The sequence below is a fragment of the Actinomadura sp. ATCC 39365 genome (assembly GCF_054392275.1).
Window position 1 is genome coordinate 7,038,265 of the sequence record NZ_CP184335.1, and the last position, 25,456, is coordinate 7,063,720.

Annotated in this window: 23 protein-coding genes; 11 read left to right on the plus strand and 12 right to left on the minus strand. The window is 73.5% G+C overall.

Annotated elements, in window-relative coordinates:
• The first annotated feature begins 104 nt into the window (after nt 1–104).
• A complete protein-coding gene (locus ACNF49_RS34405; protein ID WP_357976928.1) occupies nt 105–1,271 on the plus strand; it encodes an acyl-CoA dehydrogenase family protein in 1,167 nt (388 codons plus the stop codon).
• A 67-nt stretch (nt 1,272–1,338) separates the two neighbouring features.
• Here ACNF49_RS34405 and ACNF49_RS34410 read toward each other — a convergent pair whose 3' ends face one another.
• From ACNF49_RS34410 to ACNF49_RS34445, 8 genes are all read right to left on the minus strand, one after another.
• Complete coding sequence (locus ACNF49_RS34410) at nt 1,339–2,028, minus strand: GntR family transcriptional regulator (RefSeq protein WP_498703276.1); 690 nt, start codon at nt 2,026–2,028, stop codon at nt 1,339–1,341.
• 286 nt (nt 2,029–2,314) lie between these two features.
• On the minus strand, nt 2,315–3,175 hold the full coding sequence (gene hpaD / locus ACNF49_RS34415) for a 3,4-dihydroxyphenylacetate 2,3-dioxygenase (protein ID WP_357976934.1): 861 nt from the start codon (nt 3,173–3,175) through the stop codon (nt 2,315–2,317).
• A complete protein-coding gene (locus ACNF49_RS34420; RefSeq protein WP_482940167.1) occupies nt 3,175–4,611 on the minus strand; it encodes an aldehyde dehydrogenase family protein in 1,437 nt (478 codons plus the stop codon). Before ACNF49_RS34420 ends, hpaD begins: the two co-directional genes overlap by 1 nt.
• Nucleotides 4,608–6,095, minus strand: coding sequence for a GMC family oxidoreductase (locus ACNF49_RS34425; RefSeq protein WP_482940168.1), 1,488 nt, complete (start codon nt 6,093–6,095; stop codon nt 4,608–4,610). Before ACNF49_RS34425 ends, ACNF49_RS34420 begins: the two co-directional genes overlap by 4 nt.
• Nucleotides 6,082–6,768: an ABC transporter ATP-binding protein gene (locus ACNF49_RS34430; RefSeq protein ID WP_482940169.1), complete on the minus strand. Its 687-nt coding sequence runs from the start codon at nt 6,766–6,768 to the stop codon at nt 6,082–6,084. The genes ACNF49_RS34425 and ACNF49_RS34430 overlap by 14 nt, the downstream gene beginning before the upstream one ends.
• Complete coding sequence (locus ACNF49_RS34435; protein WP_357976946.1) at nt 6,765–7,454, minus strand: ABC transporter ATP-binding protein; 690 nt, start codon at nt 7,452–7,454, stop codon at nt 6,765–6,767. The genes ACNF49_RS34430 and ACNF49_RS34435 overlap by 4 nt, the downstream gene beginning before the upstream one ends.
• A complete protein-coding gene (locus tag ACNF49_RS34440; RefSeq protein WP_482940170.1) occupies nt 7,451–9,337 on the minus strand; it encodes an ABC transporter permease subunit in 1,887 nt (628 codons plus the stop codon). Before ACNF49_RS34440 ends, ACNF49_RS34435 begins: the two co-directional genes overlap by 4 nt.
• Nucleotides 9,337–10,596: an ABC transporter substrate-binding protein gene (locus tag ACNF49_RS34445; RefSeq protein WP_357976953.1), complete on the minus strand. Its 1,260-nt coding sequence runs from the start codon at nt 10,594–10,596 to the stop codon at nt 9,337–9,339. The genes ACNF49_RS34440 and ACNF49_RS34445 overlap by 1 nt, the downstream gene beginning before the upstream one ends.
• A gap of 275 nt (nt 10,597–10,871) precedes the next feature.
• Here ACNF49_RS34445 and hpaE point away from each other — a divergent pair, with 275 nt between their 5' ends.
• A complete protein-coding gene (gene hpaE, locus ACNF49_RS34450; protein WP_482940171.1) occupies nt 10,872–12,338 on the plus strand; it encodes a 5-carboxymethyl-2-hydroxymuconate semialdehyde dehydrogenase in 1,467 nt (488 codons plus the stop codon).
• A 74-nt stretch (nt 12,339–12,412) separates the two neighbouring features.
• Nucleotides 12,413–13,507 carry a glycerophosphodiester phosphodiesterase gene (locus ACNF49_RS34455; protein ID WP_482940172.1) on the plus strand — a complete coding sequence of 365 codons (1,095 nt, stop codon included), beginning with the start codon at nt 12,413–12,415 and terminating at the stop codon, nt 13,505–13,507.
• 103 nt (nt 13,508–13,610) lie between these two features.
• Here the strand turns inward: ACNF49_RS34455 and ACNF49_RS34460 are convergent, their stop codons facing one another.
• Nucleotides 13,611–14,450 carry a DUF1206 domain-containing protein gene (locus ACNF49_RS34460; RefSeq protein WP_357976962.1) on the minus strand — a complete coding sequence of 280 codons (840 nt, stop codon included), beginning with the start codon at nt 14,448–14,450 and terminating at the stop codon, nt 13,611–13,613.
• A gap of 67 nt (nt 14,451–14,517) precedes the next feature.
• The gene (locus tag ACNF49_RS34465; RefSeq protein ID WP_357976965.1) at nt 14,518–15,306 is read right to left on the minus strand and encodes an SDR family NAD(P)-dependent oxidoreductase; all 789 of its coding nucleotides are present in this window, start codon (nt 15,304–15,306) and stop codon (nt 14,518–14,520) included.
• 66 nt (nt 15,307–15,372) lie between these two features.
• Here ACNF49_RS34465 and ACNF49_RS34470 point away from each other — a divergent pair, with 66 nt between their 5' ends.
• Nucleotides 15,373–16,143, plus strand: coding sequence for a MoaF C-terminal domain-containing protein (locus ACNF49_RS34470; RefSeq protein WP_482940173.1), 771 nt, complete (start codon nt 15,373–15,375; stop codon nt 16,141–16,143).
• A 12-nt stretch (nt 16,144–16,155) separates the two neighbouring features.
• Nucleotides 16,156–16,548, plus strand: a complete 393-nt coding sequence (locus ACNF49_RS34475; RefSeq protein ID WP_357976971.1) for a nuclear transport factor 2 family protein — start codon at nt 16,156–16,158, stop codon at nt 16,546–16,548.
• Nucleotides 16,549–16,589: 41 nt separating this feature from the next.
• Here the strand turns inward: ACNF49_RS34475 and ACNF49_RS34480 are convergent, their stop codons facing one another.
• A complete protein-coding gene (locus ACNF49_RS34480; protein WP_357976974.1) occupies nt 16,590–17,525 on the minus strand; it encodes a TIGR03619 family F420-dependent LLM class oxidoreductase in 936 nt (311 codons plus the stop codon).
• A 96-nt stretch (nt 17,526–17,621) separates the two neighbouring features.
• Here ACNF49_RS34480 and ACNF49_RS34485 point away from each other — a divergent pair, with 96 nt between their 5' ends.
• The 6 genes from ACNF49_RS34485 to ACNF49_RS34510 are packed head-to-tail and all read left to right on the plus strand — an operon-like array spanning nt 17,622 to nt 24,243.
• A complete protein-coding gene (locus ACNF49_RS34485) occupies nt 17,622–18,815 on the plus strand; it encodes an ABC transporter substrate-binding protein (protein ID WP_482940174.1) in 1,194 nt (397 codons plus the stop codon).
• Complete coding sequence (locus ACNF49_RS34490) at nt 18,815–19,672, plus strand: ABC transporter permease subunit (protein WP_482940175.1); 858 nt, start codon at nt 18,815–18,817, stop codon at nt 19,670–19,672. Before ACNF49_RS34485 ends, ACNF49_RS34490 begins: the two co-directional genes overlap by 1 nt.
• Nucleotides 19,659–21,416 (plus strand): branched-chain amino acid ABC transporter ATP-binding protein/permease, encoded by a 1,758-nt coding sequence (locus ACNF49_RS34495; RefSeq protein WP_482940176.1) that lies wholly within the window; start codon nt 19,659–19,661, stop codon nt 21,414–21,416. Before ACNF49_RS34490 ends, ACNF49_RS34495 begins: the two co-directional genes overlap by 14 nt.
• On the plus strand, nt 21,413–22,123 hold the full coding sequence (locus ACNF49_RS34500; protein ID WP_357976986.1) for an ABC transporter ATP-binding protein: 711 nt from the start codon (nt 21,413–21,415) through the stop codon (nt 22,121–22,123). The genes ACNF49_RS34495 and ACNF49_RS34500 overlap by 4 nt, the downstream gene beginning before the upstream one ends.
• On the plus strand, nt 22,120–23,700 hold the full coding sequence (locus ACNF49_RS34505) for an amidohydrolase (RefSeq protein WP_482940177.1): 1,581 nt from the start codon (nt 22,120–22,122) through the stop codon (nt 23,698–23,700). Before ACNF49_RS34500 ends, ACNF49_RS34505 begins: the two co-directional genes overlap by 4 nt.
• A 45-nt stretch (nt 23,701–23,745) precedes the next feature.
• Complete coding sequence (locus ACNF49_RS34510; protein WP_357976992.1) at nt 23,746–24,243, plus strand: MarR family winged helix-turn-helix transcriptional regulator; 498 nt, start codon at nt 23,746–23,748, stop codon at nt 24,241–24,243.
• Here the strand turns inward: ACNF49_RS34510 and ACNF49_RS34515 are convergent.
• A complete protein-coding gene (locus ACNF49_RS34515; protein ID WP_482940178.1) occupies nt 24,218–25,447 on the minus strand; it encodes a cytochrome P450 in 1,230 nt (409 codons plus the stop codon). The two genes, ACNF49_RS34510 and ACNF49_RS34515, sit on opposite strands and share 26 nt — an antisense overlap.
• Nucleotides 25,448–25,456 lie beyond the last annotated feature (9 nt).

Sequence of the window (25,456 nt, forward strand, 5' to 3'; positions counted from 1 at the left end):
ATCCGGGTGCGGGCCGGGATTCCCGGCGGAGGGTGGACAACCGGGCGAGGACGTGATCTGACGGAGTGAGGACCGCCGACGATCACGAACAGGAGCACCGGGACATGAGCGACAAGCCGCGACTGCACTCAGCCGGCCCCACCCACCTGGACCGCGCCCGCGACCTGCGCCCGCTGATCGAGAGCGAGGCGGCCGAGGCCGAGGCGCTGGGCAGGCTGACCGAGCCCGTCGTGGCCGCCCTGCACGAGGCCGGGCTGTTCGGCATCTGGCTGCCCGCCCCGCTGGGCGGCTCGGAGCTGTCACCGTCGGAGCTGCTCGCCCTGTTCGAGGAGCTGACCTACGCCGACGCCTCGACCGGCTGGGTGATCATGGCCACCACCCTGGAGAACGGCACGGCGGGCGCCTACCTGGGCGACGACGCCGTCGAGCAGATCTTCGGCGGCCCCCGCACGCCGCTGTTCGCGGGCCAGGGCACCCGGCCGGGCACCGCCGTGCGCGAGGACGGCGGCTTCCGGCTGACCGGCCGATGGAGCTTCGCCTCGGCCATGCCGCACGCCCAGTACGTGCACAGCCTGGGCGTCGTGGAGGGCACCGGCGAGGAGCGCATCTTCATCACCCCGGTCGAGGACGCCAAGCTGCTCGGCAACTGGGACGTCCTGGGCCTGCGCGCCACCGGCAGCCTCGACTACGCCATCGACGGCGCCTTCGTGCCGGAGTCGCGCACGCACCTGTTCGCCCAGCGGGAGCCGCTGCGCGGCGGCGCGATCTACCGGCTCGGCCTGCTGGACCAGGCGCTGATCGCCCACTCCGGCTGGGCGCTCGGCCTCGGCCGCCGCCTGCTGGACGAGCTGGGCCGGCACGTCGCGGCCCGCGCCGGACGTCCGGGGCAGCTCGCCGTCAGCGACGCCTTCCACACCGGCTTCGCCCGCGCCGAGGCGGCCCTGCGGGCGGCGCGCGCCCTGGTCCGCGAGACGTGGGACGACGCCGAACGCACCCTGGACGCGGGCGGCCCGCTGTCCACCCGCCAGGAGACGATGGTGCGGCTCGCGCTCAACCACGCCACCTCGACGCTCACCGAGGTGGCCGGGTTCGCCTACGCCTCGGGCGGCACGACGGCGCTGCGCGACGGCCTGCTCCAGCGCCTGTTCCGGGACGCGCACGCCGGCGCCCAGCACATCACCTCGGGCCCGCAGGCGCTGCGGGAGTGCGGACGCGAGCTGGCGGGGCTGGCCCGGGGCGAGGAATGGACGCTCTTCAGCCTGGAGCCCTGACCCGAAGCCCCGCCCTGCCCCGAAGCCCCGAGCCCCGCCGCGGGACGTCGGGGCCGCCTCCCGGAGGTCAGTGCTGCCGGGAGACCTGGGCGGTGTGCAGGGCGTCCGCGGTGGCGATCTTGTGGTTGCGGGCCGCCCGCTCGATCACCTCGGCCTCGGCGTCGCCCTCGATCAGGCTCAGCAGGTGGTCGTGCTCCTCCACCGACTTGCGCGCCCGCCCCGGCACGTACGTGAAGCTGGAGCGGCGCATGTGGTCGAGCCGCGCCCACTCCGACTCCAGCAGGGCGTTGAGGTGCTCGTCGGGGCAGTGGCGGTAGAGCGAGAAGTGGAACTCGCGGTTGAGCGCGGTGAAGGAGGTGGGGTCGAACTCCTCCAGCGCCTCCTTCATCCGCTCGTTGATCTCGCGCGACTCCTGGATCTTGGCCGCGTCCATGTGCGGCGCGCAGATGGCCGTGGCGTAGCCCTCCAGCCGGGCCAGCACGTTGAGGGTGTGCTCGACCTGCACCGAGTCGAAGACGGCGACCCGGGCGCCGATGTTGCGCACGACCTCGACCAGCCCGTCGGACTGCAGCCTGCGCACGGCCTCGCGCAGCGGGATCGTGCTGACGCCGGTCTCCCGGGCGAGCTGGTCCATGACCAGCCGGTAGCCGGGGCCGTACGTGCCGTCGAGGATGCGGGCCCGCAGCAGGTCGTAGCTGATCTCGGCCTTGGAGCCCTTGGGCCGCTTGGCCTGGGCCGGTTTTCTCGTGCTGCTCACCATCACCTCTGCAGGACCTTCATGATGGCGTCGCGGAAGCCCGCGCCCGCCGGCGCTTCGACGCGACCGCCCGGAGCCCTCACCGGCTCCGCCCCCGAGGTCACCTCGACGATACGCTGGACGCCCGCTGTCATCCCCTCATCTTGCCCGACCACGAGCACGGGCGGCGCCCGGCCCCCCGCGCGGGCGGCCGGTCCGCGCAGGGGGCCGGAGGGGCGAGGGCCGGGCCACCGGGAGAACAGCCCCGCCATCCAGAACCTCCGTCTGTCCTATTTCACATATGATTTCAGATCTTATCGTACGCGGGCACGGGGAAGTCCACGACCACCTGCCCGGTTCCCGTCGAGCCGAAGTACGGGCACAACTGCTCACCCCGCCCCTTGTACGACCGCCACCCCAGCAGCCCGAACAACATCGCCGTGTCCGCCATCGCGCCCTCCCCCGCGCAGCGCACGTTGTAGTCGGGCAACATGTCCAGGAACTCGCCGATGCGCCCTTCGGCCCACATGTCCAGCACGGCCATGTCGATCTTCCGGTTGAGCGGGCTGCTGACCTCGTTGAGCAGCGACTCGGCGGTCTCGTTCGAGGGGAAGGCGTGCGAGAGCGAGCCGCTGGCCAGGAAGGCGACCCGGCGGTCGCTCTGCTGGATGCCGCGCAGCAGCGCCTCGCCGATGCGCCGGTTCTCGTCGATCGAGGAGTAGATGTTGCAGCCGATCGGCAACACCCGCACGGCGGAGTCCTCGTTCATGAAGTGCATCGGCACCAGCGTCGCGTACTCCAGGCCCAGGTCGCGGTAGGTGTGCACGAGCGCCTTCTGCCCGCCGGCGGCGATCTCGGCACGGATCAGCTCGGCCAGCTCGGGGTCGCCCGGGTAGTCGTAGTCCAGGTCGTGGATGAAGTGCGGCAGCTCGTGGCTGGCGTAGGAGTCGCGGTGGCGCTCCTTGCCGTTGAGGTGGAAGCCGATGCTGTTCATCCAGTGGGTGTCGGCGATCAGGTACGTGTCCACCCCCAGCTCCCGCGCCCGCCTGCCGACCTCGGTGAGAGCCAGCTCGGCGGGCCGGCGGATGCCGAAGTGCCGGCCCGGCTGGATCGACAGCCAGATCGACGGCACATGCGTGATCTTGGCTGCCAGGACGAGCTCTCCCATCACACCCTCCCCAGGTGCGTCCAGACGCCCTTGACCTCGGTGTAGGCGTCGATGGCGTACGGGCCCATCTCCCTCCCCCACCCGCTGGCCTTGTAGCCGCCCCACGTGGTGGCGGCGTCGGGCACATGGATCATGTTGATGAACACGGCTCCCGCCCGGATCCGGGCGGCCAGGCGGTGGGCGGTCGACAGGTCGTTGGTCCAGATGGAGGCGGCCAGGCCGTACTCCAGTCCGTTGGCGCGGCCGATGATCTCGTCGGGGTCGTCGTAGGCCAGCACCGGGATGACGGGCCCGAACACCTCCTCGCGGGCCACGGCCATGGTGTCGGTCACCTCGGCGAACACGGTCGGACGGTAGAAGAAGCCGGGGCCGTCGGCGCGCCTGCCGCCGGTGACGAGTTGCGCGCCATCGTACAGCGCGCTGCGGACGTGGGCGTCCACGGCCATCAGGTGGTCCTCGCTGATCAGCGGGCCGAGGTCGGTGGCCGGGTCGAGGCCGGGTCCGACCTTGAGCGCGTCGGCCGCGGCGGCCATCTTCGAGGTGAACTCGTCGACGCGCTTGCGGTCGACGTAGAAGCGCGAGTACGCGGCGCAGACCTGGCCGCTGTTGAACAGCGCGCCCTGGACGTTGCCCGCCACCGCGGCGTCGATGTCGGCGTCGGCCGCGATGATGCTCGGCGTCTTGCCGCCGAGCTCCAGCGTCAGACGCTTGAGGTTGTCCGCGCCGGCGTGCACGAGCGAGCGGCCGACCGACGTCGAGCCGGTGAAGGAGATCTTGTCCACGCCCGCGTGCCCGGCCAGCGCCGCGCCGGTCTCCGGGCCGCCGGTCAGCAGGTTGACCACGCCGGGCGGGAATCCGGCCAGCGCCATCAGCTCCACCAGCCGGACCGTGGTCAGCGGGGTCTGCTCGGCGGGCTTGACGATCACCGTGTTGCCGCAGGCCAGGGCGGGGGCGAGCTTCCAGGCGGCGATCATCAGCGGGAAGTTCCACGGGGTGATGAGCGCGCACACGCCGACCGGCTCGCGCCGGGTGTAGTGCAGGGTGTCGGGGTACGAGATGGGCAACACCGAACCCTCAATTTTCGTACACCATCCTGCGAAATATCGGAAATGTTCGGCGGTGCCGGGCACGGTCACGTTCCGCGCCACCGCCAGCGGCTGGCCGTTGTCCCTGGTCTCCAGCTCGGCCAGCTCGTCGGCGTGCTCCTCCACCAGGTCGGCCACTTTCCACAGCAGCCTCGCGCGGGCGGCGGCGGGCATCTCGGCCCAGGCCGGGTCGTCCAGCGCGGCCCGGGCCGCCGCCACCGCGCGGTCCACGTCGGCGGGGCCCGCCTCGGCGCACTCGGTGATCACGGTGGCCTCGGCCGGGTCCAGCGTGGCGAACGTCGCGCCGTCCGCGGCCGGGCCCCAGGAGCCGCCGATGTACAGGCCGGTCATGAGCCGATCTCCTCTCGCACCATGTCCGCGCACCGCTCGCCGATCATGATGGCGGGCGCGTTCGTGTTCCCTGACGTGACGGCGGGCATCACCGAGGCGTCGGCGACGCGCAGCCCGTCGATGCCGTGGACTCTGAGCCGCTGGTCCACGACGGTTCCCATGGCGCAGGTCCCGACCTGATGGTGGTAGGTCACCAAGGTCCTCTCTATGTGCTCGGACAGTTCACGGTCACCGGGGTAGAGCTCCGCGCCCGCCCATTCCCGCAGGGCGGCGGCGTGGGCCAGCTCCCGGCACAGCTCGACGGCCGCGCGCATGCACGCGCGGTCGGCGGCCGCCTCCAGGTAGGCGGGGTCGATGTGCAGCGGGGCGTCGGGGTCGGCCGAGGTCAGCGCCAGGTGGCCCCTGCTCTCCGGCCGGACGATCCCGGCCATGAGCGTGAAGGCGTCCGGCGGGCCGGTCATGCCCTCGTCGTACAGGGGGACGTGGAAGAACAGCGGCTGCACGTCGGGGCCGGGCAGGCCGGGGCGGCTGCGCCAGAAGAGCTGGCTGTGCATCGGCTGCAGGCCGGGCATCGCGGGCGGCACGGGCCGGCGGGCGGCCACGATCACCGGGACGAGCGCGTGGTCGTGCAGGTTGCGTCCGACGCCGGGCAGGTCCTCCACCGCCTTGATGCCGTGCCGGCGCAGCTCGGCCGCGTCGCCGAGGCCGCTCAGCAGGAGCAGGCGCGGCGACTCGACGGTCCCGGCGCTGAGCACGACCTGGCGGGCGGCCCCGACCTGGTGCAGGCGGCCGTCCTGGCGGTACTCCACGCCCACGCACCGCCGCCCGCGCAGGAGCAGCCGGCGGGCGCGGGCGCCGGTGCGGATCTCCAGGACGGGCCGGTCGCAGTGCGGGCGCAGGTAGGCGTCGGCCGTGCTGTGCCTGCGGCCGTGCCGGATCGTGAGCTGGCAGAACCCGGCGCCGTCGGGACGCTCGCCGTTGCAGTCGGCGTTGAACGGCATGCCCTGCTCCACGGCGGCGGCCACGATCGCCGCGTTGACCTGGTGCGGCGCGTAGTCGGCGATCACCCGTACGGGGCCGCCGACGCCGTGGTAGTCGCCGGGCCCGCGGTCGAAGTCCTCCAGCCGCTTGAAGTACGGCAACACCTCGGGGTACGACCAGCCGGGCCCCCAGGCGTCGTAGTCGGCCGGCGCGCCCCTGACGAAGATCATGCCGTTGAGCGAGGACGAGCCGCCCAGCACCTTCCCGCGCGGCCAGTGCGGACGCCGCCCGCCCAGCCGTCGCTGCGGCGCCACCCGGTAGTCGTAGTCCTCGGGGCCGCCCCACAGCCGGAACACCCCGCCGGGGTCGTGAATGTCGGGGTTGACGTCGGGGCCGCCCGCCTCCAGCAGCAGCACGCGCAGCGCCTGGTCGTCGGCCAGCCGGCGGGCCACCGCGGCGCCCGCCGAGCCCGCGCCGACCACGACGACGTCAAAGGTCTCCATCGCCCGCTCCCAGATAGGCCGAACGCAGCCGGCCGCGCAGCTCGTCCGGCGTGCCGCGCAGGACGACCCGGCCCCGGTCCAGCACGTGCACGCGGGTGGCCAGCTCCAGGGCGAGCCGGGTGTACTGCTCGATGAGCAGCACCCCGGCGCCGGCCTCGGCCAGCGCGGCCAGGGCGGGGACGAGCCTGGACACCACGACGGGGGCCAGGCCGAAGGACAGCTCGTCCACCAGCAGGTAGCGCGGCCCGCCGGTGACGGCCTGGGCCAGGGCGAGCATCTGCTGCTGGCCGCCGGACAGCGTGCCGGCCCGCCGGTCGCGCAGCGCGGCCAGCTCCGGGAAGGCGGCCAGGGCCGGTCCGGGGTCGGGCCCGGCCACCCGCAGGTTGTCGGCCACGCTCAGCGAGCGCAGCACCCGGTGGCCCTCGGGGACGGCGGCCACGCCCAGCGCCCGGACGCGTTCGGGGCGCAGCCCGGTCAGCGCGTCGCCGTCGGCGGTGACCGCGCCCGCCTCGACCGGCAGCAGCCCGGCCACGGCGAGCACGAGCGTGCTCTTGCCCGCGCCGTTCGCGCCGAGCAGCGCGGTGATCTCGCCGGGCGGCACGTCGAGCGTCACGTCGTGCAGCACCTCGCGCCCGCCCCTGCGCACGCGCAGGTCGCGCACCTCCAGGCTCACGGCGCCTCCCCCAGGTAGGCGGCGCGCACCCGCTCGTCGGCCAGCACCGCCGCGGTCGGTCCGGCGGCGACCAGGCGGCCGAAGTCCAGCACGGCCGTGGTCGCGCAGACCTCGCCGACCAGGGCCACGTCGTGCTCGATGAGCACCACGAGCGCCCCGAACTTGTCCGGCACGGCCGTCACCACCTCGGCCAGCGACCGCGACTCCGCCTCCGACAGCCCGGCGGCCGGCTCGTCGAGCAGCACGATCCTGGGCGTGCCGACCAGGGCGCGGGCCAGTTCGAGCCGCCGCCGTTCCGGCAGCGTCAGCTCGCCCGCCGGGCGTCCGGGGTCGCTCAGGCCGCAGAAGGCGAGCAGGCCCTCGTCCGGGCCGCCCAGGTGGTCGGCGGCCAGGCGCAGGTTGCCGGCCGCGCTCAGCTCGGCGACCACCTGCTCCTGCTGGAACGTGCGGCGCAGCCCCCACCTGGCCCGCCGGTGCGGCGCGAGCGCCAGCAGGTCGGCGCCGCCGGCCGTGACCCGCCCGGAGACCGGCCGCACGAAGCCGGACAGCACGTTGAACAGGGTGGTCTTGCCCGCGCCGTTGGGCCCGATGAGCCCGCACAGGCCGGAGTCGAAGGTCAGGGTGACGCCGTCCAATGGGCGCACGCCGCCGAAGCGCACCCGCAGGTCCTCGATCTCCAGCCTCATGCGGGCCGCCGCAGGTCCTCTAGCTGCCCGCCGATGCCGCGCGGCGCGGTGACCAGGGCGTGCACGGTGCCCGCGCCGAAGACGACGAGCATGAGGTTGCCGTCGAGCCCGGCGGCGTCGAGCGCGGCCGGCACGACCTGGCCGACCACGCCGGACAGCACCACACCGGTCAGCCCGTACGCGCCGCCGACCAGGACGACGGCGAACAGCAGCACCGAGTCCGAGGCCCGGAACGAGATCGGGTCCAGCCGCCCGGTGTTGGCGGCCAGCAGCGCCCCGGCGGTCCCGGTGACGAACGCCGCCAGCGCGAACGCCCACACCTTGTACCTGGTCAGGGCCACGCCGACAGCCAGCGCGCCGGCCTCGCCGCTCCTGATCGCCGCCCACGCCCGGCCCGGCCGCCCGCGCTGGTGCAGCACGACGAGGACGAGCGCGAGCACCGCGCACAGGACGGCGAACCGGAAGAACCCGGCGTCGGAGGACGCCATCGAGGGGCGTGGCATGGCCTGCTGCGTCCCGCTGCCCGCCACCCGGCCGAGGAACCCGGGCCCGCCGTCGGGGAACCCGGTCGCCGAGAACGCCACCTGGAACGCCCCGCCGGCCATGAGCGTCACCAGGGCCAGGTCCACGCCGGACAGGCGCAGCGCGGGCAGCCCGTACACGATGCCGACCAGGCAGGTGACCGCCCCGGCCGCCAGCACGACCAGCGGGAACGGCCACCCGGTGGCGAACGCCAGCCGCAGCGCCACCCAGCCGCCGACGCCGAGCAGCGCCACCTGGCCGAGCGAGACCAGCCCGAGCCGGGCGTACAGCAGGGCGATGCCCGCGGCGGGGATGACGAAGATGACCGCGGAGGTGAGCACCCGCACCCAGTAGCCGTCCACGGCCAGGGGCACGAGCACCGCCAGCGCCGCCGCCCCGGCGGCCAGCCCGAGCACCACGCGCAGAACCGAGCGCGCGTCGCCGGGCGGCAGCGGCCGGGTCCGCGCCGACGGCGCGGGCTCGGCGGGACGCACCTCGACCGTGCCGCCGCGCCTGGCCCGCGCCCCTGTGCGCTGCAGCCACAGGATCGCCGCGACGGCCACCGCGAACGGCGCCACCGACCGGTACGGCGCGGTCTGCTCCCACGCCCCGCCCAGGGCCTCGGCCAGCCCGATCGCCAGCCCGGCCGCCAGCGTGACCGGCAGCGACCGGAAGCGGCCGACCACGCCCGCCGCCAGCGAGGCGATCACCAGGAAGGTCAGGGTGCCCGCCTCCAGCCGGGTCAGCGAGCCGAGCACCAGCCCGGTCAGCCCGGCCACCGCGCCGCCCGCGGCCCAGGTGACGGTCTCGACCCGCCGGATGGGCACGCCGAGCAGCGCGCTGATCTCGCGGTCGTCGGCCAGCGCGCGCATGGCGGTGCCGAAGCCGGTCCGGCGCAGCAGCACGGCGGTCCCGGCGGTCAGCGCCACGGCCAGCGCCAGCGCGAGCGCCTGGGTGAGCGTGACCCGCGCGCCGCCCACGTCGAACCCGGCCGTGTCGGTCGGCAGGGTGAGCGTGCGCGGGTCGTCGCTCCACGTCCAGTAGCACAGGCCGAGCAGCACGAGCGCGAGGCCGAGCGTGCACACCGCCTTGACCAGCGGGTCGCGGGCGGCGACGAGCGGGCCGACCAGGCCGCCGTACAGGCCGGACAGCAGCGCCGACAGCAGCGGCGCGGCCGCCAGCGCGAGGGCGACCGGCCAGCCGTCCTGCAGGAACTGCCAGGACAGCAGCGCGCCGATCGCGCCGATCGCGCCGTAGGCCAGGTTGAGCACGCCCGTGGCGCGGTAGAGCACGACGATGCCCACGCCCGACAGCGCGTAGACGGCGCCGAGGGCGAGCCCGCTGATGACGAACGGCAGCATCAGCCGGTCAGCCCCAACTGCTTCTCCTCCCGCAGGATCGGCGCGAGGTCGGGGTCCTGGGTCGGCGTGCAGTCCTTGATCTTCGACCAGCCGCCGCCCTTCATCGTGACGTAGCGGGTGTCGTGGTTGGCGTTGTGGCGGGCGGCGCGGCCGAAGTACCAGGGGGCGCAGAGCAGGTCGCTGCGGAAGCCCTTGACCTGTGACAGGGCCCGGCTCACCGAGGCGCGGTCGATCGTCCCGCCGGTCCTGGCCAGGGTGTCGACGAAGATCTTGGCGGCCAGGAAGCCGCCCTGGGAGAAGGAGTCGCGGGGGGCCTTGTCGTCGGCGTACTCGTCCATGACGCGGCGCCAGAGCTTGTTGTCCGGGGTGCCGGCGTCGAGCATGGTGAACTCGGAGTTGGACACGAAGCCCTCCCAGTAGCTGCCGACCTGGCCGGGGAAGGTGGTGTCGTAGCAGGGCGTCAGGCAGACGAAGGTGACCTTGTCCTTGAGTCCCTGCGCCTGGGCGGCCTTGAGGATGGCGGCGTCGTCGGGGGCGGGGTCCTGGAGGATGATCGCGTCCGGGCGGCCCCGCATGGCCTCCAGCAGCACGGCGGTGGCGTCCTTGACGCCGGGGTCGTGCAGCACGTCGCCGGCCGAGGTCAGGCCCTTGGTCCTGAGGTAGGCGCGCACGCCGTCCTGGGTCCAGTCGCCGACGCCGGGCACCCGGTTGCTGATCTGGGCGACCCTTCTGGCGCCCTTGACCTCGACGGCGTACTGGGCGGCGGCCACGGCGCTGACCCTGGGGCCGGCGTTGACCGGGGCGATGCGCGGCGACTCGAAGCACGCCCTCGGCACGCCGACCGCGAGCACGTCGAACAGCCCGTTCTGCTCCCAGATCGGGCCGGAGACGCCGCAGGCGACGAAGCTGGAGCCGCCGACCAGGGCGACCAGGTCCCGGTTGCCGGCGAGCTTGGTGGCCAGGGCCGAGGCCTTCTGCGGGTTGAGGCCGTCGTCCTCGACCAGGTACTCGACCGGACGGCCGCCGATGCCGCCGCCGGCGTTGACGCAGTCGAAGTACGCCTTGGCCGCCTTGGTGGCCGAGCTGAAGTCGATGCCGCCGCTGGCGGTGACGATCGCGCCCACGGTGATCGGGGTCCCGGTGGCGGGCTTCCCCGTGCCGCAGGCCGTCCTGGCGGCGCTGCCGTCCTGGCCGGTCCCGCAGGCGGAGACCACCAGAGCTATCGCGGCCCACCACACCAGGCGTCGTGGACATCGCATACGCATCCTCCTCGAAGCGCCGTGCGTCCTGCCCCGATGGACAAATCATGTACGACATCAGATATTTCTGTCCATAGGTTCCCCATGTATCATCGACGATGTCCTATACGATTTGACGGGGTTGCGAGGGGCCTACCGCTGGGCCTTCCACCTGGGAAATCATCGTGGCGGGGCGGAGGAGGAGTGCCATGAGACGGCGGTCCGGCCGCACGTCCGACAGGGGATCGATCGCACCCGTGGCCGGGGCCGCCGTTCCAGTGCAAGGAGATCGCCCGTTGAACCTGGAGCACTACATCGACGGGGCCCACGTGCCCAGCGTGTCCGGCCAGACGTTCACCTCGCTGGAACCCGCGACCAACCGCCCCGCGCTGACCGTCGCCTCCGGGGACGCCGAGGACGTCGACCTGGCCGTGCGCGCAGCGCACAGGGCGTTCACCGACGGGCCGTGGCCGCGGCTGCCGGGCGAGGAGCGGGCGGCGGTGCTGCGCGGGATCGCGGCGGCCATCGAGGCGCGCGACGAGCGCATCGCCGAGCTGGAGTGCGGCGACACCGGGCTGCCGATCACCCAGGCCAGGGGCCAGGCCCGGCGGGCGGCGCACAACTTCCGCTTCTTCGCCGACGTCATCAGCAGCCTGGGCGAGGACGTCTTCCGCGTCGGCTCGGCCCAGCTCAACTACGTCGTGCGCAAGCCGGTTGGCGTGGCCGGGCTGATCACGCCGTGGAACACGCCGTTCATGCTGGAGACCTGGAAGCTCGCGCCCGCCCTGGCGGCCGGCTGCCCGGTGGTGCTCAAGCCGGCCGAGTGGTCGCCGCTCTCGGCCAGCCTGCTGCCGGAGATCATGGAGGAGGGCGGGCTGCCGACCGGCGTGTTCAACCTCGTCCACGGCATCGGCGAGCGGGCCGGGGCGGCGCTGGTGGCCCACCCCGACGTGCCGGTGATCTCCTTCACCGGCGAGACCACCACCGGCCAGACGATCATGCGCGACGCCGCCACCGGACTCAAGACGTTGTCGATGGAGCTGGGCGGCAAGTCCCCGCTGCTCGTCTTCGACGACGCCGACCTGGACCGGGCGCTCGACGCGGCCGTGTTCGGCGTCTTCTCGCTCAACGGCGAGCGCTGCACGGCCAGCTCGCGGGTGCTCGTCCAGGACACCGTCTACGAGGAGTTCGTGGCCCGGCTCGCCGAGCGCGCCGCGCGGGTGCGCGTCGGGCCGCCGCACGACCTGGCGACCGAGCTGGGCGCGCTCATCCACCCCGAGCACTACGAGCGGGTCCTGTCGTACGTGCGGGCCGGCGTCGCGGAGGGCGCCCGCCTGGTGGCCGGCGGCGGCCGCCCGGACGGCCTGCCCGAGGGCAACTTCCTGGCCGCCACGGTCTTCGCCGACGTGACGCCCGCGATGCGCATCTTCCAGGAGGAGATCTTCGGCCCGGTCGTCTGCGTCACCCCCTTCGCCACCGAGAAGGAGGCCCTGGAGCTGGCCAACGCCACCCGGTACGGCCTGGCCGCCTACGTGTGGACCAGCGACCTGCGCCGCGCCCACCGCCTGGCCCAGTCCGTCGAGGCCGGCATGCTCTGGATCAACTCCCAGAACATCCGCGACCTGCGCACGCCCTTCGGCGGCGTGAAGGCCAGCGGCCTGGGCAGGGAGGGCGGCCGGTACAGCATCGACGTCTACACCGAGGCGCACATCGTGCACGTCGCCACCGAGGACCTGCCGATCCCCCGCTTCGGCCTCGGCTGAACCCGTTCCGCCGCGTCCTGCACTGTGCGCCCAGGCGTAACGTCCGGGCCACCTCGGCGGTCTACCGTGCCCGCATGACGACGCGCAGGTTGTTCGCGAGCGTGCTGGCCGCCCTCCTGGCCGGCGGTACGGTCGCTGTCGTGCTGACCCAGACGCCATCCGCCACGGCCGAGCGCCGCGGCCAGGCCCCCGTCGTGATCGGTCACCGGGGCGCCAGCGCCCACCGGCCCGAGCACACGCTGCTGTCCTACGAGGCGGCCATCGCCATGGGCGCCGACTACATCGAGCCCGACCTCGTCTCCACCAAGGACCACGTGCTGGTCGCCCGGCACGAGAACGAGATCTCCGGCACGACCGACGTGGCCGCCCACCCCGAGTTCGCCGATCGGCGCGCCACCAGGACCGTGGACGGCCGGCCGGTCACCGGCTGGTTCACCGAGGACTTCACGCTGGCCGAGCTCAAGACGCTGCGGGCCAAGGAACGCGTGCCCGACCTGCGGCCGGACAACACCGCCTTCGACGGGCTGGCCGAGATCCCCACGTTCGAGGAGGTCGTCCGGCTCGCGCAGCGGCACGGCGTCGGGGTCTATCCCGAGACCAAGCATCCGACGTACTTCGACTCGATCGGCCTGTCGCTGGAGGAGCCGCTGCTGGAGGTGCTGAACCGGTACCACGTGCGCAAGGCGTACATCCAGTCCTTCGAGACGGCGAACCTGCGCGAGCTGCGCGGACGGACGCGGCTGCCGCTCATCCAGCTCATCACCTCGGGCGGCGCGCCCTACGACTGGGTCGCCTCCGGCAGCACGCGCACCTACGACGACATGGTGACCCCCGACGGCCTGCGCGAGGTGGCCCGGTACGCCGCCGGGATCGGCGTGGACACCCGCCGCGTGGTCCCGGTGGACGCCTCGGGCGCGACGCTGCCCCCGACCACGCTGGTCCAGGACGCCCACCGCAGGCGGCTGGAGGTGCACGTGTGGACGATCCGCAACGAGAACTCCCAGCTGCCCGCCGACCACCGCAGGGGCGACCCGGCCAGCCCGGTCTACGGGCGGGCCACCGGCGACGTGGCCGGCTGGCTGAGCAGGCTCATCGAGCTGGGCATCGACGGCGCGTTCTGCGACGACCCGGCGATGGGCCGCGCGGTGGTCACCGGGCGCCCCTCCTGACCGGGCGCGCACCCGAAACGGCAGGCCCCTCCTGACCGGGGCGCGCACGAAGCAGCGGGCCCCCGTGCCGGGGACCCGCCGCGCGTGCGCCGCTGGGGACGCCTCAGGTACGGCGCCAGCGGGACTCGCCGAAGCAGTAGCCCGCGAACAGCAGCAGCCCGAGGGCCACCAGCGCGAGCAGCCACGGCCCCACCGGCGTGTCGGCGAAGCGCCGCAGGGTGGCGTCGATGCCGCCCGCCTTGTCGGGGTCGAAGGTGACCGCCGCGTAGCCGACGAAGACGCCGGCGCCGCCGGTGATCACGCCGCGGGCGATGTAGCCGGCCTGGCCGAGCCGTTCCATCACCTTGCGGGCCTTGGGCGACATGCGGCCGAGGTCGAGCTCGCGCTCGAACTTCTTGGTGATGCCCTCGTGGATCCAGTAGATGCCGAGGGCGACGATGCCGAGCCCGATCAGGCCGACGATGACCTGGCCACCGGGCAGGTCGAGCAGCTTGCTCGTCAGGTTCTGCGACTGCTTGTCGTCGGACTTGGCCTGACCGGCCAGCAGCACGCTCAGCAGGGTCACGCAGATCAGGACGTACACGCCGGTGCGGAAGGCCGACTGCACGCGGTCACTCGCCTTGCGGTGACTGAACAGCGCCTCCGACGCCTGCCACAGCGCCAGCCCGGCGAAGCCGACCGTCATGATCCACAGCAGCACCTGGCCGAAGGGCAGTCCGGCGATGGTGGTGATGGCTCCCGACTTGTCGGCCTGGCGCGAGCCGTCGCCGAAGGCGATCTGCAACGCCAGCACGCCGATCAGCGCGTACAGCACGCCGCGGCAGGCCAGCCCGATGCGGGCCAGCGTGGTCATCGCCGGGCTGTCAGCTGCTCTGCGGGCCGCGTTCTTGGCCTCACGGCCCGCGTCCATGGCTTCGCGGCCCGCGCTCTGTGCGGTGCTCACCGTTCCTCCTGGGGGTTTGCGGAAGAACTCCCCTTTGCCCGGGAAACGGCGTTCTAGGCGTCGCCGATCAGTCGAAGGCGAGGGTGGGCAGGTCAACGGCGGTGGCGCCGCCGTCGGCCACGACCACGCTGCCGGTCATGACGGCGCTGTCCGGCGAGGCGAGGAACAGGCAGATCGCGGCGATCTCGTCGGCGGTGGCCGGGCGGCGCAGCGGCACGTCCTTGGTGACCAGCTCGTACGCCGCGTCGCGGGTGATGCCGTCCCGGCCGACCAGCACGTCCATCTCCTCGTCGGCCATCGGCGTGCGCACCCAGCCGGGGCACAGGCAGTTGGCCCGGACGCCTTGGGGCCCGTAGTCGCGGGCGATCGAGCGGGTCAGGCCGATGAGCGCGTGTTTCGTAGTGACATATCCGGACACGGCCGGACCGGCGGCCAGGCCCGCGATCGACGACACGACCACGATCGCCCCCTTAGACCGCACCAGCGCCGGCAGCGCCTCCCGGCAGGTCACGAAGCAGGTGTTGAGGTTGGCGTCGAGGCTGAGCCGCCAGGACGCGTCGTCGGTCTCGCCGACCGGCCCGCCCCCGTGGCCGCCCGCGTTGGCCACCACCACGTCGAGCCCGCCGAAGCGGCCCAGGCACGCCTCGACCGCCGCCCGCGCCTGGACGGTGTCGGACATGTCCGCGCAGGCCACGGCCGCCGCGTCGCCGAGATCCGCGGCCACCTCGGCCAGCGGCCCGGGACGGCGGCCGGTCAGCATGACCGAGGCGCCCTCGGCGGCGAACCTGCGGGCGGTCGCCGCGCCGATGCCGGTGCCCGCCCCGGTGATCAGCGCGACCTTTCCCTTGAGCCTCATCGCCTACTCCTTTACAACGGGAAGCTATATGATTTCATAGACGAATTCGTGGAGGAAGGAGCGGCCATGACCGATCGCCCTGCCGGTTGGAAGAACATGGACGATTTCGCGCCCGGGATCGCCACGAACCGCCTTCCGGCCACCTACGCGCTCGCGGGCACCGAGGTGGACCTGACCTTCGACGACGGCAGCAAGACGTCCCTGGCCTTCGCCGGTCGTTACAAGGTGCACGCCGACGGCGGCCCCGCCGAGCCGTACGAGGCCGTGGCCATGCGCGAGGACCTGTTCTACGTCGGCCGCGCGCACGCCGAGCGGCCCCGCGAGTACACGGTCACCGTCCTGCACACCAGCACGGGCCGGGCGCTGCGCGTGGCCTCGGTCATCGCGCCCGAGCCGGTGCCGGGGCAGCCGCGGGTGTCGCAGACGTTCACGCCCGGCGTGATCGAGGGCCGGGAGGTCACCGGCGAGCCGCCCGCGCCGACCCGCGAGCTGATCGGCCGCCGGGCCCTGTACCGCTACAGCCCGGAGCACCTCTACGAGCACGTCTACCTCAGCTCCGAGCGCTACGCCTGGCAGTGCCTGGCCGGCGCGCAGCGCGGCCACGGCGACGTCGATCTCGCCGCCGCCTGGAAGATCGCCGACGGCCTGTACGTGTTCACCTTCCGCGAGTTCCGCATCCCGGTCGCGGCCACCTGGCTCTACGACTGGACCGCCCTGCGCACGGTCGGCACCTTCTTCGGTCTGTCGGGCGAGGGCGAGATCCACCACTCCCCCGGCGGCGCGCACATCGAGCCGCTGGGTCAGGTCACCTATCCGGCCGGTGAGGAACCGGTCTGAGGAGAAACACAGATGAGCGACAATCTCGACGCCGTACGCGCCTCCTACGCGGCCTCGGCGGCCGGCGACGTGAACGGCATCGTGTCCCTGCTGGGCCCGCAGGCCCGGTGGACGGAGATGGCCGGCTTCCCGTACGCGGGCACGTACGTGGGGCCGCAGCAGGTGCTGTCGGAGGTGTTCGCCAAGCTGGGCAGCGAGTGGGACGGCTACCAGGCCGAGCCGGAGGAGTTCGTGGACGGCGGCGACGTGGTCGTCGTGATCGGCCACTACAGCGGCACCTACCGCGCCACCGGCAAGTCGATGAAGGTGCGCTTCACCCACGTCTGGCACCTGGCGGACGGCGTGGCCACCAGGTTCGAGCAGTTCACCGACACGGCCCTGGTCCGGGAGGCGCTCGTCCCATGATCCCGTCGCGCGGCCGGATGAGGGCCGGCCGCGCGACGTCCTCAGCCGGTCAGCTCGCCCACGCGCCGCATGACCTCGCGGCAGAAGGCGCCCACGCCGTCCGGGTCGTCGATGAACTGCGACGGCTTGATGCAGAACGTGGTGTAGCCCTCGGCCATCCGGGCCGGGATGTGCTCCAGGGCGGGGCCGAGCGGCGCGCAGGAGACGGCGTCGGGGAAGACGGCCCGCGTGCCGCCGGCCAGCTCCAGCTCGCCGATGTCACGGCCGGCCGCCTTCATGCCGTCGGCCAGTGCCTTCATGTCCTCGGCGGGCGGGTAGCCGAGCGGGTTGAACCCGCTGCCCCAGCGGGCCATCCGGCGCAGCAGGTGGCCGCTCGTCCGCGCGCCGCCGAACCAGAGCGCCGGCCCGCTCTCCCGGTAGGCCTTCGGCTCGAAGTACACCTCGTCGAACCGGTAGTGCCGGCCGTGGTAGGTGACCGGCGAGTCCCGCCAGAGCAGCTCCCAGATCTCCAGGTGCTCGTCGAGGAGCTCACCGCGCCGTTCGAAGGGCACGCCGAGCGCGGCGTACTCGTCGCGGCTCCAGCTCACGGTGGGCAGCACGACGAGCCGGCCCTGCGACAGCAGGTCGAGCGTGCCGAGCTCGCGGGCCAGCGCCAGCGGGTGGCGCAGCGGGGCGAGCACCGCGGCGGCGGCCAGGCGCAGCCGGGTGGTGACCGAGGCGACGGCCGCCAGCAGGCCCAGCGAGTACGGCCACGGCGTGAACGGGTCCTGGTTGCCGGGCAGCGCGTACTCGCGGGGGTTGGCCATGCGGCCCCGGGCGCCGGCGTCGGGGCCGAGCACCATGTGTTCGCTGATCATGACCGAGTCGAACCCGGCGTCCTCGGCCTCACGCGCCCACCGGACCAGCACCGGCAGGTCGCGGGCCGAGGTCATCGTCCAGTTCTCGGACAGCACGAGTTGCATGCGCGGTTGCTTCATCTTGCATTCATACCCGAACGATCTTCAGCAAGCTAGCTCTTGAACCAACTCGTTTGGCCCCTTACGATCCCTCCAAAATCCGCAGAGAGGTCGCCCATGATCCCCATGAGGGCACTCGCCGTCCCGCTCGCCGCCCTGCTCCTGGTCGCCGGGTGCGGCCTGTCCGACGACCCGCCGGCCGCCTCGTCCGGCGCCGCCGGCGACGTCATCAAGGTGGGCGGCGTCAGCTCGCTGAGCGGCGCGGTCACCTTCCCCGACTCCTCGGCCGCCGCCAAGGCCGTCTTCGACCGGGTCAACGAGCAGGGCGGCGTCAACGGCCACAAGATCGAGTACGTCAGCGCCGACGACAAGGGCGACCCGGCCGCCGCCGTCCAGGCCGCCCGGGACGTCGTCACCAACCAGGGCGTGGTGGCGCTGGTCGGCTCGGCCAGCCTGCTCGACTGCGCCGTGAACGCCCCCTTCTACCAGCAGTCGCGGATCGTCTCCGTCCAGGGCACCGGGGTGGACCCGACCTGCTTCGAGTCCCCTGCGATCTCCCCGGTGAACACCGGCCCGTACCTCAACATGGCGATCAACCTCTACTACGCCTCCGAGGTGCTCAAACGGGACAAGGTCTGCATGTTCCTGGCGATCCTCGGCAACACCAACGACGCCTACGGCGGGGCCGTGAAGAGCTGGACCGCGCTCACCGGCAAGAAGCTCACCCTGGACGACCGCACGGTCAAGCCGGACTCCGACCCGACGCCGTTCGTGCTGCGGGCCCGGCGGGAGGGCTGCCAGGCGGTCCTGTACAACGGCACCGAGCCGATGGCGATCTCCTGGATGAAGGTCGTCAAGCAGCAGGGCGTCAGCGGCATCGACTGGCTGATGACCACCGCCCCCTACACCGAGGCCGTCGCCAAGGCCCTGGGCGCCGACGGGGACGGCATGTACGCCAACGCCGAGTTCGAGCCGTTCACCGAGGCCGACTCGCCCGCACTGAAGGACTGGCGCACGCTCATGACCTCGAAGAACGTGCCGCTGACCTCCTTCGGGCAGGGCGGCTACCTGGCCGCCACGTACTTCGTGGACACGCTGAAGACGATCAAGGGGCCGATCACCCGGGAGTCGGTGACGGCGGCGTTCCAGGCGCTCAAGCCCGTCCAGACCCCGCTGACCGGCACCCCGTACGAGTTCGGGCGGGCCGCCAGGCACTTCTCCAACCGGGCCGGCAAGATCGTCCAGCTCAGGGGCGGCGCGTGGCACGTGGTCACCCGCGAGTGGGTGCGCTACCCGGGGACGCTCGGCTGATGTTCCAGGGCCTGGTCTCGGGGCTGGCCGCGGGCGGCACGTTCGCCGCCCTCGGCCTCCTGCTCACCGCCATGTACCGGCTGACCGCGACGGTGAACCTGGCCGTCGCGGCGACCGGCGTGGCCGGGCTGTACGTGATGGCCGCGCTCACCGGGACGGGATGGCCGTACTGGGCGGCGGCCCTGGCCGGGGTGGCGGCGGGGGCGCTGGTGTCGGCCGGGTGCGGGTTCGTGATGACGCGCTGGTTCGCCGAGAGCGGGCCGCAGACCCGTACCGCGGTGTCGATCGCGCAGCTCATCGGGATCATCGCGCTGGCCTACATCGCCTTCGGCGACGAGCCGCGGGTGCTGCCGAACCCGGCCGCGGGCCGCGTCGCCACGCTGGCCGGCGTCGTGGTGACGCAGGGCGCGGCCGTGCTGCTCGCCCTGGCCGTGGTGATCGGCGCGGGCACCTGGCTGCTGCTCACCCGGACGCCGCTGGGCCTGCGCCTGCGCGCCATGGCCGAGCGGCCGGTGACCACGGAGCTGCTGGGCATCGGCACCCGGGCGCTCACCGTGACCGTGTGGGCCCTGGCCGGCGCGCTGTCGTCGCTGGTGCTGCTGGTGGTGGCGCCCGTCCGGTCGAGCGACATCCTGTCGTTGAGCATGCTCATCGTGCCCGCCTGCGCGGCGGCGCTGCTCGGCGGGCTGCGGCGGCTGGCCGGGGCGCTGGCCGGCGGCCTGGCGCTCGGGCTGCTCGAAGGGGTGCTCGCGGGGTCTGCGGTGGTGCAGCAGTACCGGGACGTGGTGCCGTTCGCGGCCATCCTGCTGATCCTCGTGTGGAGCCGGCGCCGGGAGGTGTGGGATGCGTCCCGCTGACCGGCCGGTGGTGCGGTGGGCGGTCGCGGGCGTCCTGATGGCGGCGGCGGCCTACGGACTGGCCGCCGGACTGCCGGCGTACTGGGTGTTCCTGGCGATGTCGGCGGTCATCTCCGGGGTGCTGCTGCAGAGCCTCGGCGTGGTGGCCGGGCAGGCCGGGATGGTGTCGCTGTGCCAGATGGCCTTCGCCGCCATCGGCGCCTGGACCACCGCCCAGCTCAACGTCTGGGGCGTCCCCGGCGGCCTGTACGTCTGGCTGCCCCTCGCGGGCCTGGCCGCCGTGCCGTTCGGGCTGCTCATCGGCCTGCCTGCGCTGCGGCTGCGCGGCGTGCACCTGGCGATCGTCACGCTGGGCTTCGCCGCGACCGTGGACGTCGTGATGGCCGCCAACTCCTTCCCCGGCGTGAGCCAGGGCGTGGTGGTGGGCCGTCCGGCGGGGCTGACCTCCGACCGCCAGTTCTTCCTGTTCTGCTGCGGCGTCTTCGCGCTGGTGGCGGTGGCGCTGGCGGTGGTGCGGCGGACCCGGCTCGGGGCGTCGTGGCGGGCGCTCAAGGAGTCCGAACGGGCCACGGCGGCGGCCGGGACCAGCGTGCCGGGGGCCAAGCTGAGCGCCTTCGCGGTGAGCGCCTTCATCGCGGGCCTGTCGGGGGCGCTGCTGGCCGGGCAGCTCGCCATGGTGGTCTCGCGCAACTTCGACCCGGGACAGTCGCTGGTCGCCTACGCGGTGGCCGTGATGGCGGGCGCCCACCACGCGGAGGGCGCCCTGATCGGCGGGGCGCTGGGCGTGCTGGTGAGCGAGCTGCTGCGGCGGTTCGGCGTGCCGCAGCAGTGGGCGAACGTCGTGTTCGCGGTGGGCGCGGTGCAGGCGATGACGCAGGGCTCGGGCATGAGCGACGGCCTGCGCGCCGCCCTGCGCGCCCGCCGCGCCCGCCGCGCCCGCCGGTCCGGCCGGTCCGGCGCCGGGCTCGGCGTGCCCGCCGCGGCGCCCGCGCCCGAGCTTCCCGCGCCCGGTCCGGCCGGACGGCCGCCGGCGTTGCGGATCGAGGGCGTCAGCGTGCGGTACGGCCAGGTCGTGGCCGTGGACGGCGTCGGCCTCACCGTGCGCGCCGGCGAGGTGCACGGGCTGGTCGGCCCGAACGGCGCGGGCAAGTCGTCCCTGGTCGACGCGATCAGCGGGTTCGTGCCCGCCGGCGGCGGCCTGGTCGAGGTCGGCGGCGTGACCGTCGCCGGCGCCCGGGGCGGCACGGCGGTCCACCGGCGCGCCAGGGCCGGGTTGCGCCGCACGTTCCAGCAGGACCGGGTGCCGGTGGGCCTGTCGGTGCGCGAGTACCTGCGCTTCGCCGCGCGCCGCTCCCTCAGCGACGCCGAGCTGGCGGAGGGCCTGGCCGGGCTGGTGGCGGCGGCGCCCGGCGACCCGATCGCCGCGCTCGACGTGGGCAGCAGGCGGCTGCTGGAGGTGGCCGGGACGCTGCTGGCCCGTCCCGCGGTCGCGGTGCTGGACGAGCCCGCCGCCGGCCTCGGCCACGCCGAGAGCGAACGGCTGGGCGCCTGGCTGCGGCGGGTCCCCGCCCGGTACGGCGCCGCCGTCCTGCTCATCGAGCACGACCTGGACCTGGTCAGGGCGGCGTGCACGGGCGTGACCGTGCTGGACTTCGGCCGCGTCATCGCCCAGGGCCCGCCCGCCGAGGTGTTCGCCGAGCCCGGCGTCCTGCGGGCCTACCTGGGCCAGGAGCCCGCCGCGTGAGCGGGCGGACGGGAGGCGACCCCATGGACCTCGTGCTGCGGGACGTGACCGTGGCCAGGGGCGGCCAGCCGGTGGTCAGGGACGTGACGCTGACCGCCGCGCGCGGGCAGGTCACCGTCCTGCTCGGCCCGAACGGCGCGGGCAAGACCACGCTGCTCGAAGCGGTCTCGGGCGTGCTGCCCGCCGCCGGGGGCGAGATCGTCCTCGGCGGGACCACGCTGACCGGGCGGCCGCGCACCCACCGGGCCCGGCACGGCCTGGCGCACGTGGAGCAGGGCCGGGCCGTGTTCGCCACGCTCACCACCCGGGAGAACCTGGCCCTGGCCGGCGACCCCCGGCGCGCGCTGGAGCTGTTCCCCGAGCTGGAACGGCGGCTGGACGTGCGGGCCGGGCTGCTGTCCGGCGGCGAGCAGCAGATGCTGGTCCTGGCCAGGGCCATCGGGACCGGTCCCGTGGCCCTGCTGCTCGACGAGATGTCGCTCGGCCTGGCCCCGGGCGTCGTGCGCCGGCTGCTGCCGGTGATCCGGCGGCTGGCCGACGAGGGCTGCGCGGTGCTGCTGGTCGAGCAGTTCGCGCACGCGGCCCTGGCCCTGGCCGACAGCGCGTACGTGCTGGCCCACGGCGCGATCACCTACGGCGGCGACCCCGCGCCGCTGCGCGAGTCGGATGCCGCGCTCAGGCGCGCCTATTTGGGAGCTGATTCATGACGAACGCGGATCTTCTGCTGGTCAACGGGCGGGTGCTCACCATGGACCCGGCGCGGCCTTACGCGACGGGCGTGGCGGTGCGCGACGGCGTGATCACGCACGTCGGCGACGCCGCCGGCTGGAGCGCGGCCGAGGTGGTGGACCTGCGGGGCCGCGTCCTGCTGCCCGGGATCAACGACTCCCACCTGCACGCCTGCGGCTACGGCCTGACCCGCCCGCCGTTCTGCGTGGACGTGGCGGTGGGGTCGATCGCCGAGGTGCGGGAGCGGGTCGCCGCCGCGGTACGCGCCGCCGGGCCCGGCGAGTGGGTGCGCGGGATCGGCTGGAACCCCGGCCGGCTGGCCGAGGGCCGCTCGCCGTCGAGGACGGACCTGGACGACGTCGCCCCCCACCATCCCGTCCTCCTCCAGGACTTCTCCGGCCACACGACGTGGGCGAACTCCGCCGCGCTGCGGCTGGCCGGGTTGCCCGGTGGCGGCGATGACGACGGCGACGGCCTGCTGCACCACGGGGACCAGGGCCTGGTCCAGCGCCTGGTGCCGCCGCCGCCCGGCGGGCTGAGGCGGGTGCTGCGCGAGGTGGTGGCCGAGCTGAACCGGGCCGGGATCACCAGCTTCACCGAGCCGGGCCTCGGGCCGGGCGGCGGGGAGGCGTTCGCGGGCGGCATGGGGCCGGGGGTGCTGGGCGCGTACGCGGAGCTGGCGCGGGCCGGTGAGCTGACCGCGCGGGTGAGCGTGCTGGGCCTGCCGAGCCCGATGTCGGGCGCCTCGGTCGCCGACACCGCCGCCTACCTCGACCGCCTGCCGGACGACCTGGACGGCGTGGACGAGCGGCTGGTCCGGCTGCTGGGCGTGAAGGTGTTCGCCGACGGGATCCCGCCGTCGGAGACGGCCTGGATGCGGGAGGCGTACCCGTCGGGCGGGCACGGCTCGTTGTGCACGCACGGCGGCACGGACGCCGAGCGGGTCGCCGAGCTGGACGAGATCCTGCGCCTGGTGCACGTGGCCGGCCTGCAGGCGGGCGTGCACGTGGTGGGCAGCCGGGGCGTGGACGCCGTCGTGGACGCGCTGGCCGCCATCTCCCGCGAGCACCCGAGGGCCGATCCCCGCCACTACGTGATCCACGGCCAGTTCGCCTCGAAGCAGGCGCTGGCCACGCTCGGCGAGCTGGGCTACGGGATCAACCTCCAGCCGGTGCTGCAGCGCGTCGAGTCGGGCACCACGCGCGAGCTGTTCGGCGCGCGGGCGGCCGAGCAGGAGTGGCCGGCCCGCTCGGCGATCGACGCGGGCGTGCTGACCGCGTGCAGCTCCGACGCGCCGGTGACCGCGCCGGACTGGCGGGCGGGCGTGGCGGCGCTGGTCGCCCGCGACGGCGAGGGGGTCTCGCTCACCGAGGCGCTGGCCACCTATACGATCGCCGGAGCGCGGCAGGACTTCGCCGAGGGCTGGAAGGGCACGCTCACCCCGGGCAAGGTCGCCGACCTGTGCGTCAGCGCGGCGACGGCGGACGAGGACGTCGTGACCGCGCCGGTGGACCTGACGGTGTTCGGCGGCCGGGTCGTTTGGTCCCGTTCGTGAGCGGCGAACGTGAAGATTGTTAGGTACCGAATATACTTTCGTGCCATGACGGGACACCACACCCTGCGCCAGACCGAGGAGGCCATCGGCCAGCGGCTGGGCGACCTCAACATCGACTTCGAGGCCATGTGGGCGGTGTCGAACGTCTACCGCGCCTCCTCGGCCATCCGCAACCATCTGGAGCAGACCGTCCTGCGCGACACCGGCCTGACCTGGACGGGATTCGTGGTGATGTGGGTGGTGTGGATCTGGGGCGAGAGCGAGACCCGCCACGTCGCCGCCGAGGCGGGCATCTCCAAGGGCACGCTCACGGGCGTGGTCAAGACGCTGGAGTCCTACCGTCACCTGCGGCGCTTCCCGCATCCCACGGACGGCCGCCGGGTCATGCTGGCGCTCACCGCGACCGGCGAGCGGCTGATGCGGGAGCTGTTCCCGGAGTTCAACCGGCAGGAGGCGTTCGTGGTCAAGGAGCTCGACAGCGATCAGCGGCGCGAGCTGGCCGGCTCGCTCAAGCGCGTCATGGAGCACCTGGAGAGCATCTGACCGGCAGCTCCTTGATGCCGTTGACGAAGTTGGAGCGGATCCTGCGCACCTCGCCGGCGAGCTCGATCGACGACAGGCGCGGCAGCAGCTCCTCGAACAGCACCCGGATCTCCAGCCTGGCCAGCGCGCCGCCGAGGCAGTAGTGCGGGCCTCCCCTGCCGAACGTCAGGTGCTCGTCGGCGTCCCTGCCCACGTCGAACCGGTACGGGTCGGGGAAGACGCGCTCGTCCCTGTTGCCGGAGGCGTACCACATGACGACCTTGTCGCCGGCGGCGACGCGGCGGCCGTGCAGGGTGACGTCGCGGGTGGCGGTGCGGCGGAAGTGGTAGACGGGTGAGGCCCAGCGCAGGAACTCGTCCACGGCCCGCGGCATCAGCGCCGGGTCGGCGCGCAGCCGGTCGAGCTGGGCGGGGTGCTCCATGAGGGCCAGCATGGCGTGCGAGACGGCGTGCCTGGTGGTCTCGTTCCCGGCCACGACCAGCAGCAGGAAGTAGTTGTCGAAGTCGCGCTCCGACAGCGGCAGGCCGTCCACGGGCTCCTGGTTGACCAGCCTGCTGACCAGGTCCGTGCCGTCGCCGCCGCGGCGGCGGGCGGCCAGCTCGCGGCCGTACTCGAAGACCTCCAGGGAGGCCGGGCTGCGGAAGGGCAGGTCCTTGAACTCCTCGCTCTCGCGCAGCCGTGCCGGATCGGTGTTCTCGATGATCTGGTTGCCCCAGTCGATGAGCCGCTGGGTGTCGGGCACGTCGAGCATGCGGGCCAGCACGTTGATCGGGAAGTCGGCGGCGACCTCCTTGACGAAGTCGAACTCGCCCTTGGGCAGTGCGGCGTCCAGGGTAGCGGCGGTCAGGCCGCGCAGGAACACCTCGTAGCCGGCCACCGCCCTGGCCGAGAAGTCGCGCAGCAGCAGCCGCCGCAGCGCGTGGTGGCGGGGGCCGTCGGTCTCCAGCAGGGAACGCCGGATCGCGGCCTGCCGCTCGTCCACCTCCTCCAGGTTGGTGAAGCCTTCCGAGGTGAACGTCTCCGGGTCGCGGCCGACGGCCACGATGTCGGCGTGCCTGGTGACCGCCCAGAAGCCCCTGCCGTGCCCGTGCTCGTCCTGCCAGTGGACGGGTGACTGCGCGCGCAGCACGTCGAACATGCGCCACGGGGTCACTCCGTCGGTGAACCTGCCGGGGTCGGCGAGGTCGACGTCTGCCAGGCGCATGGCTCTCCT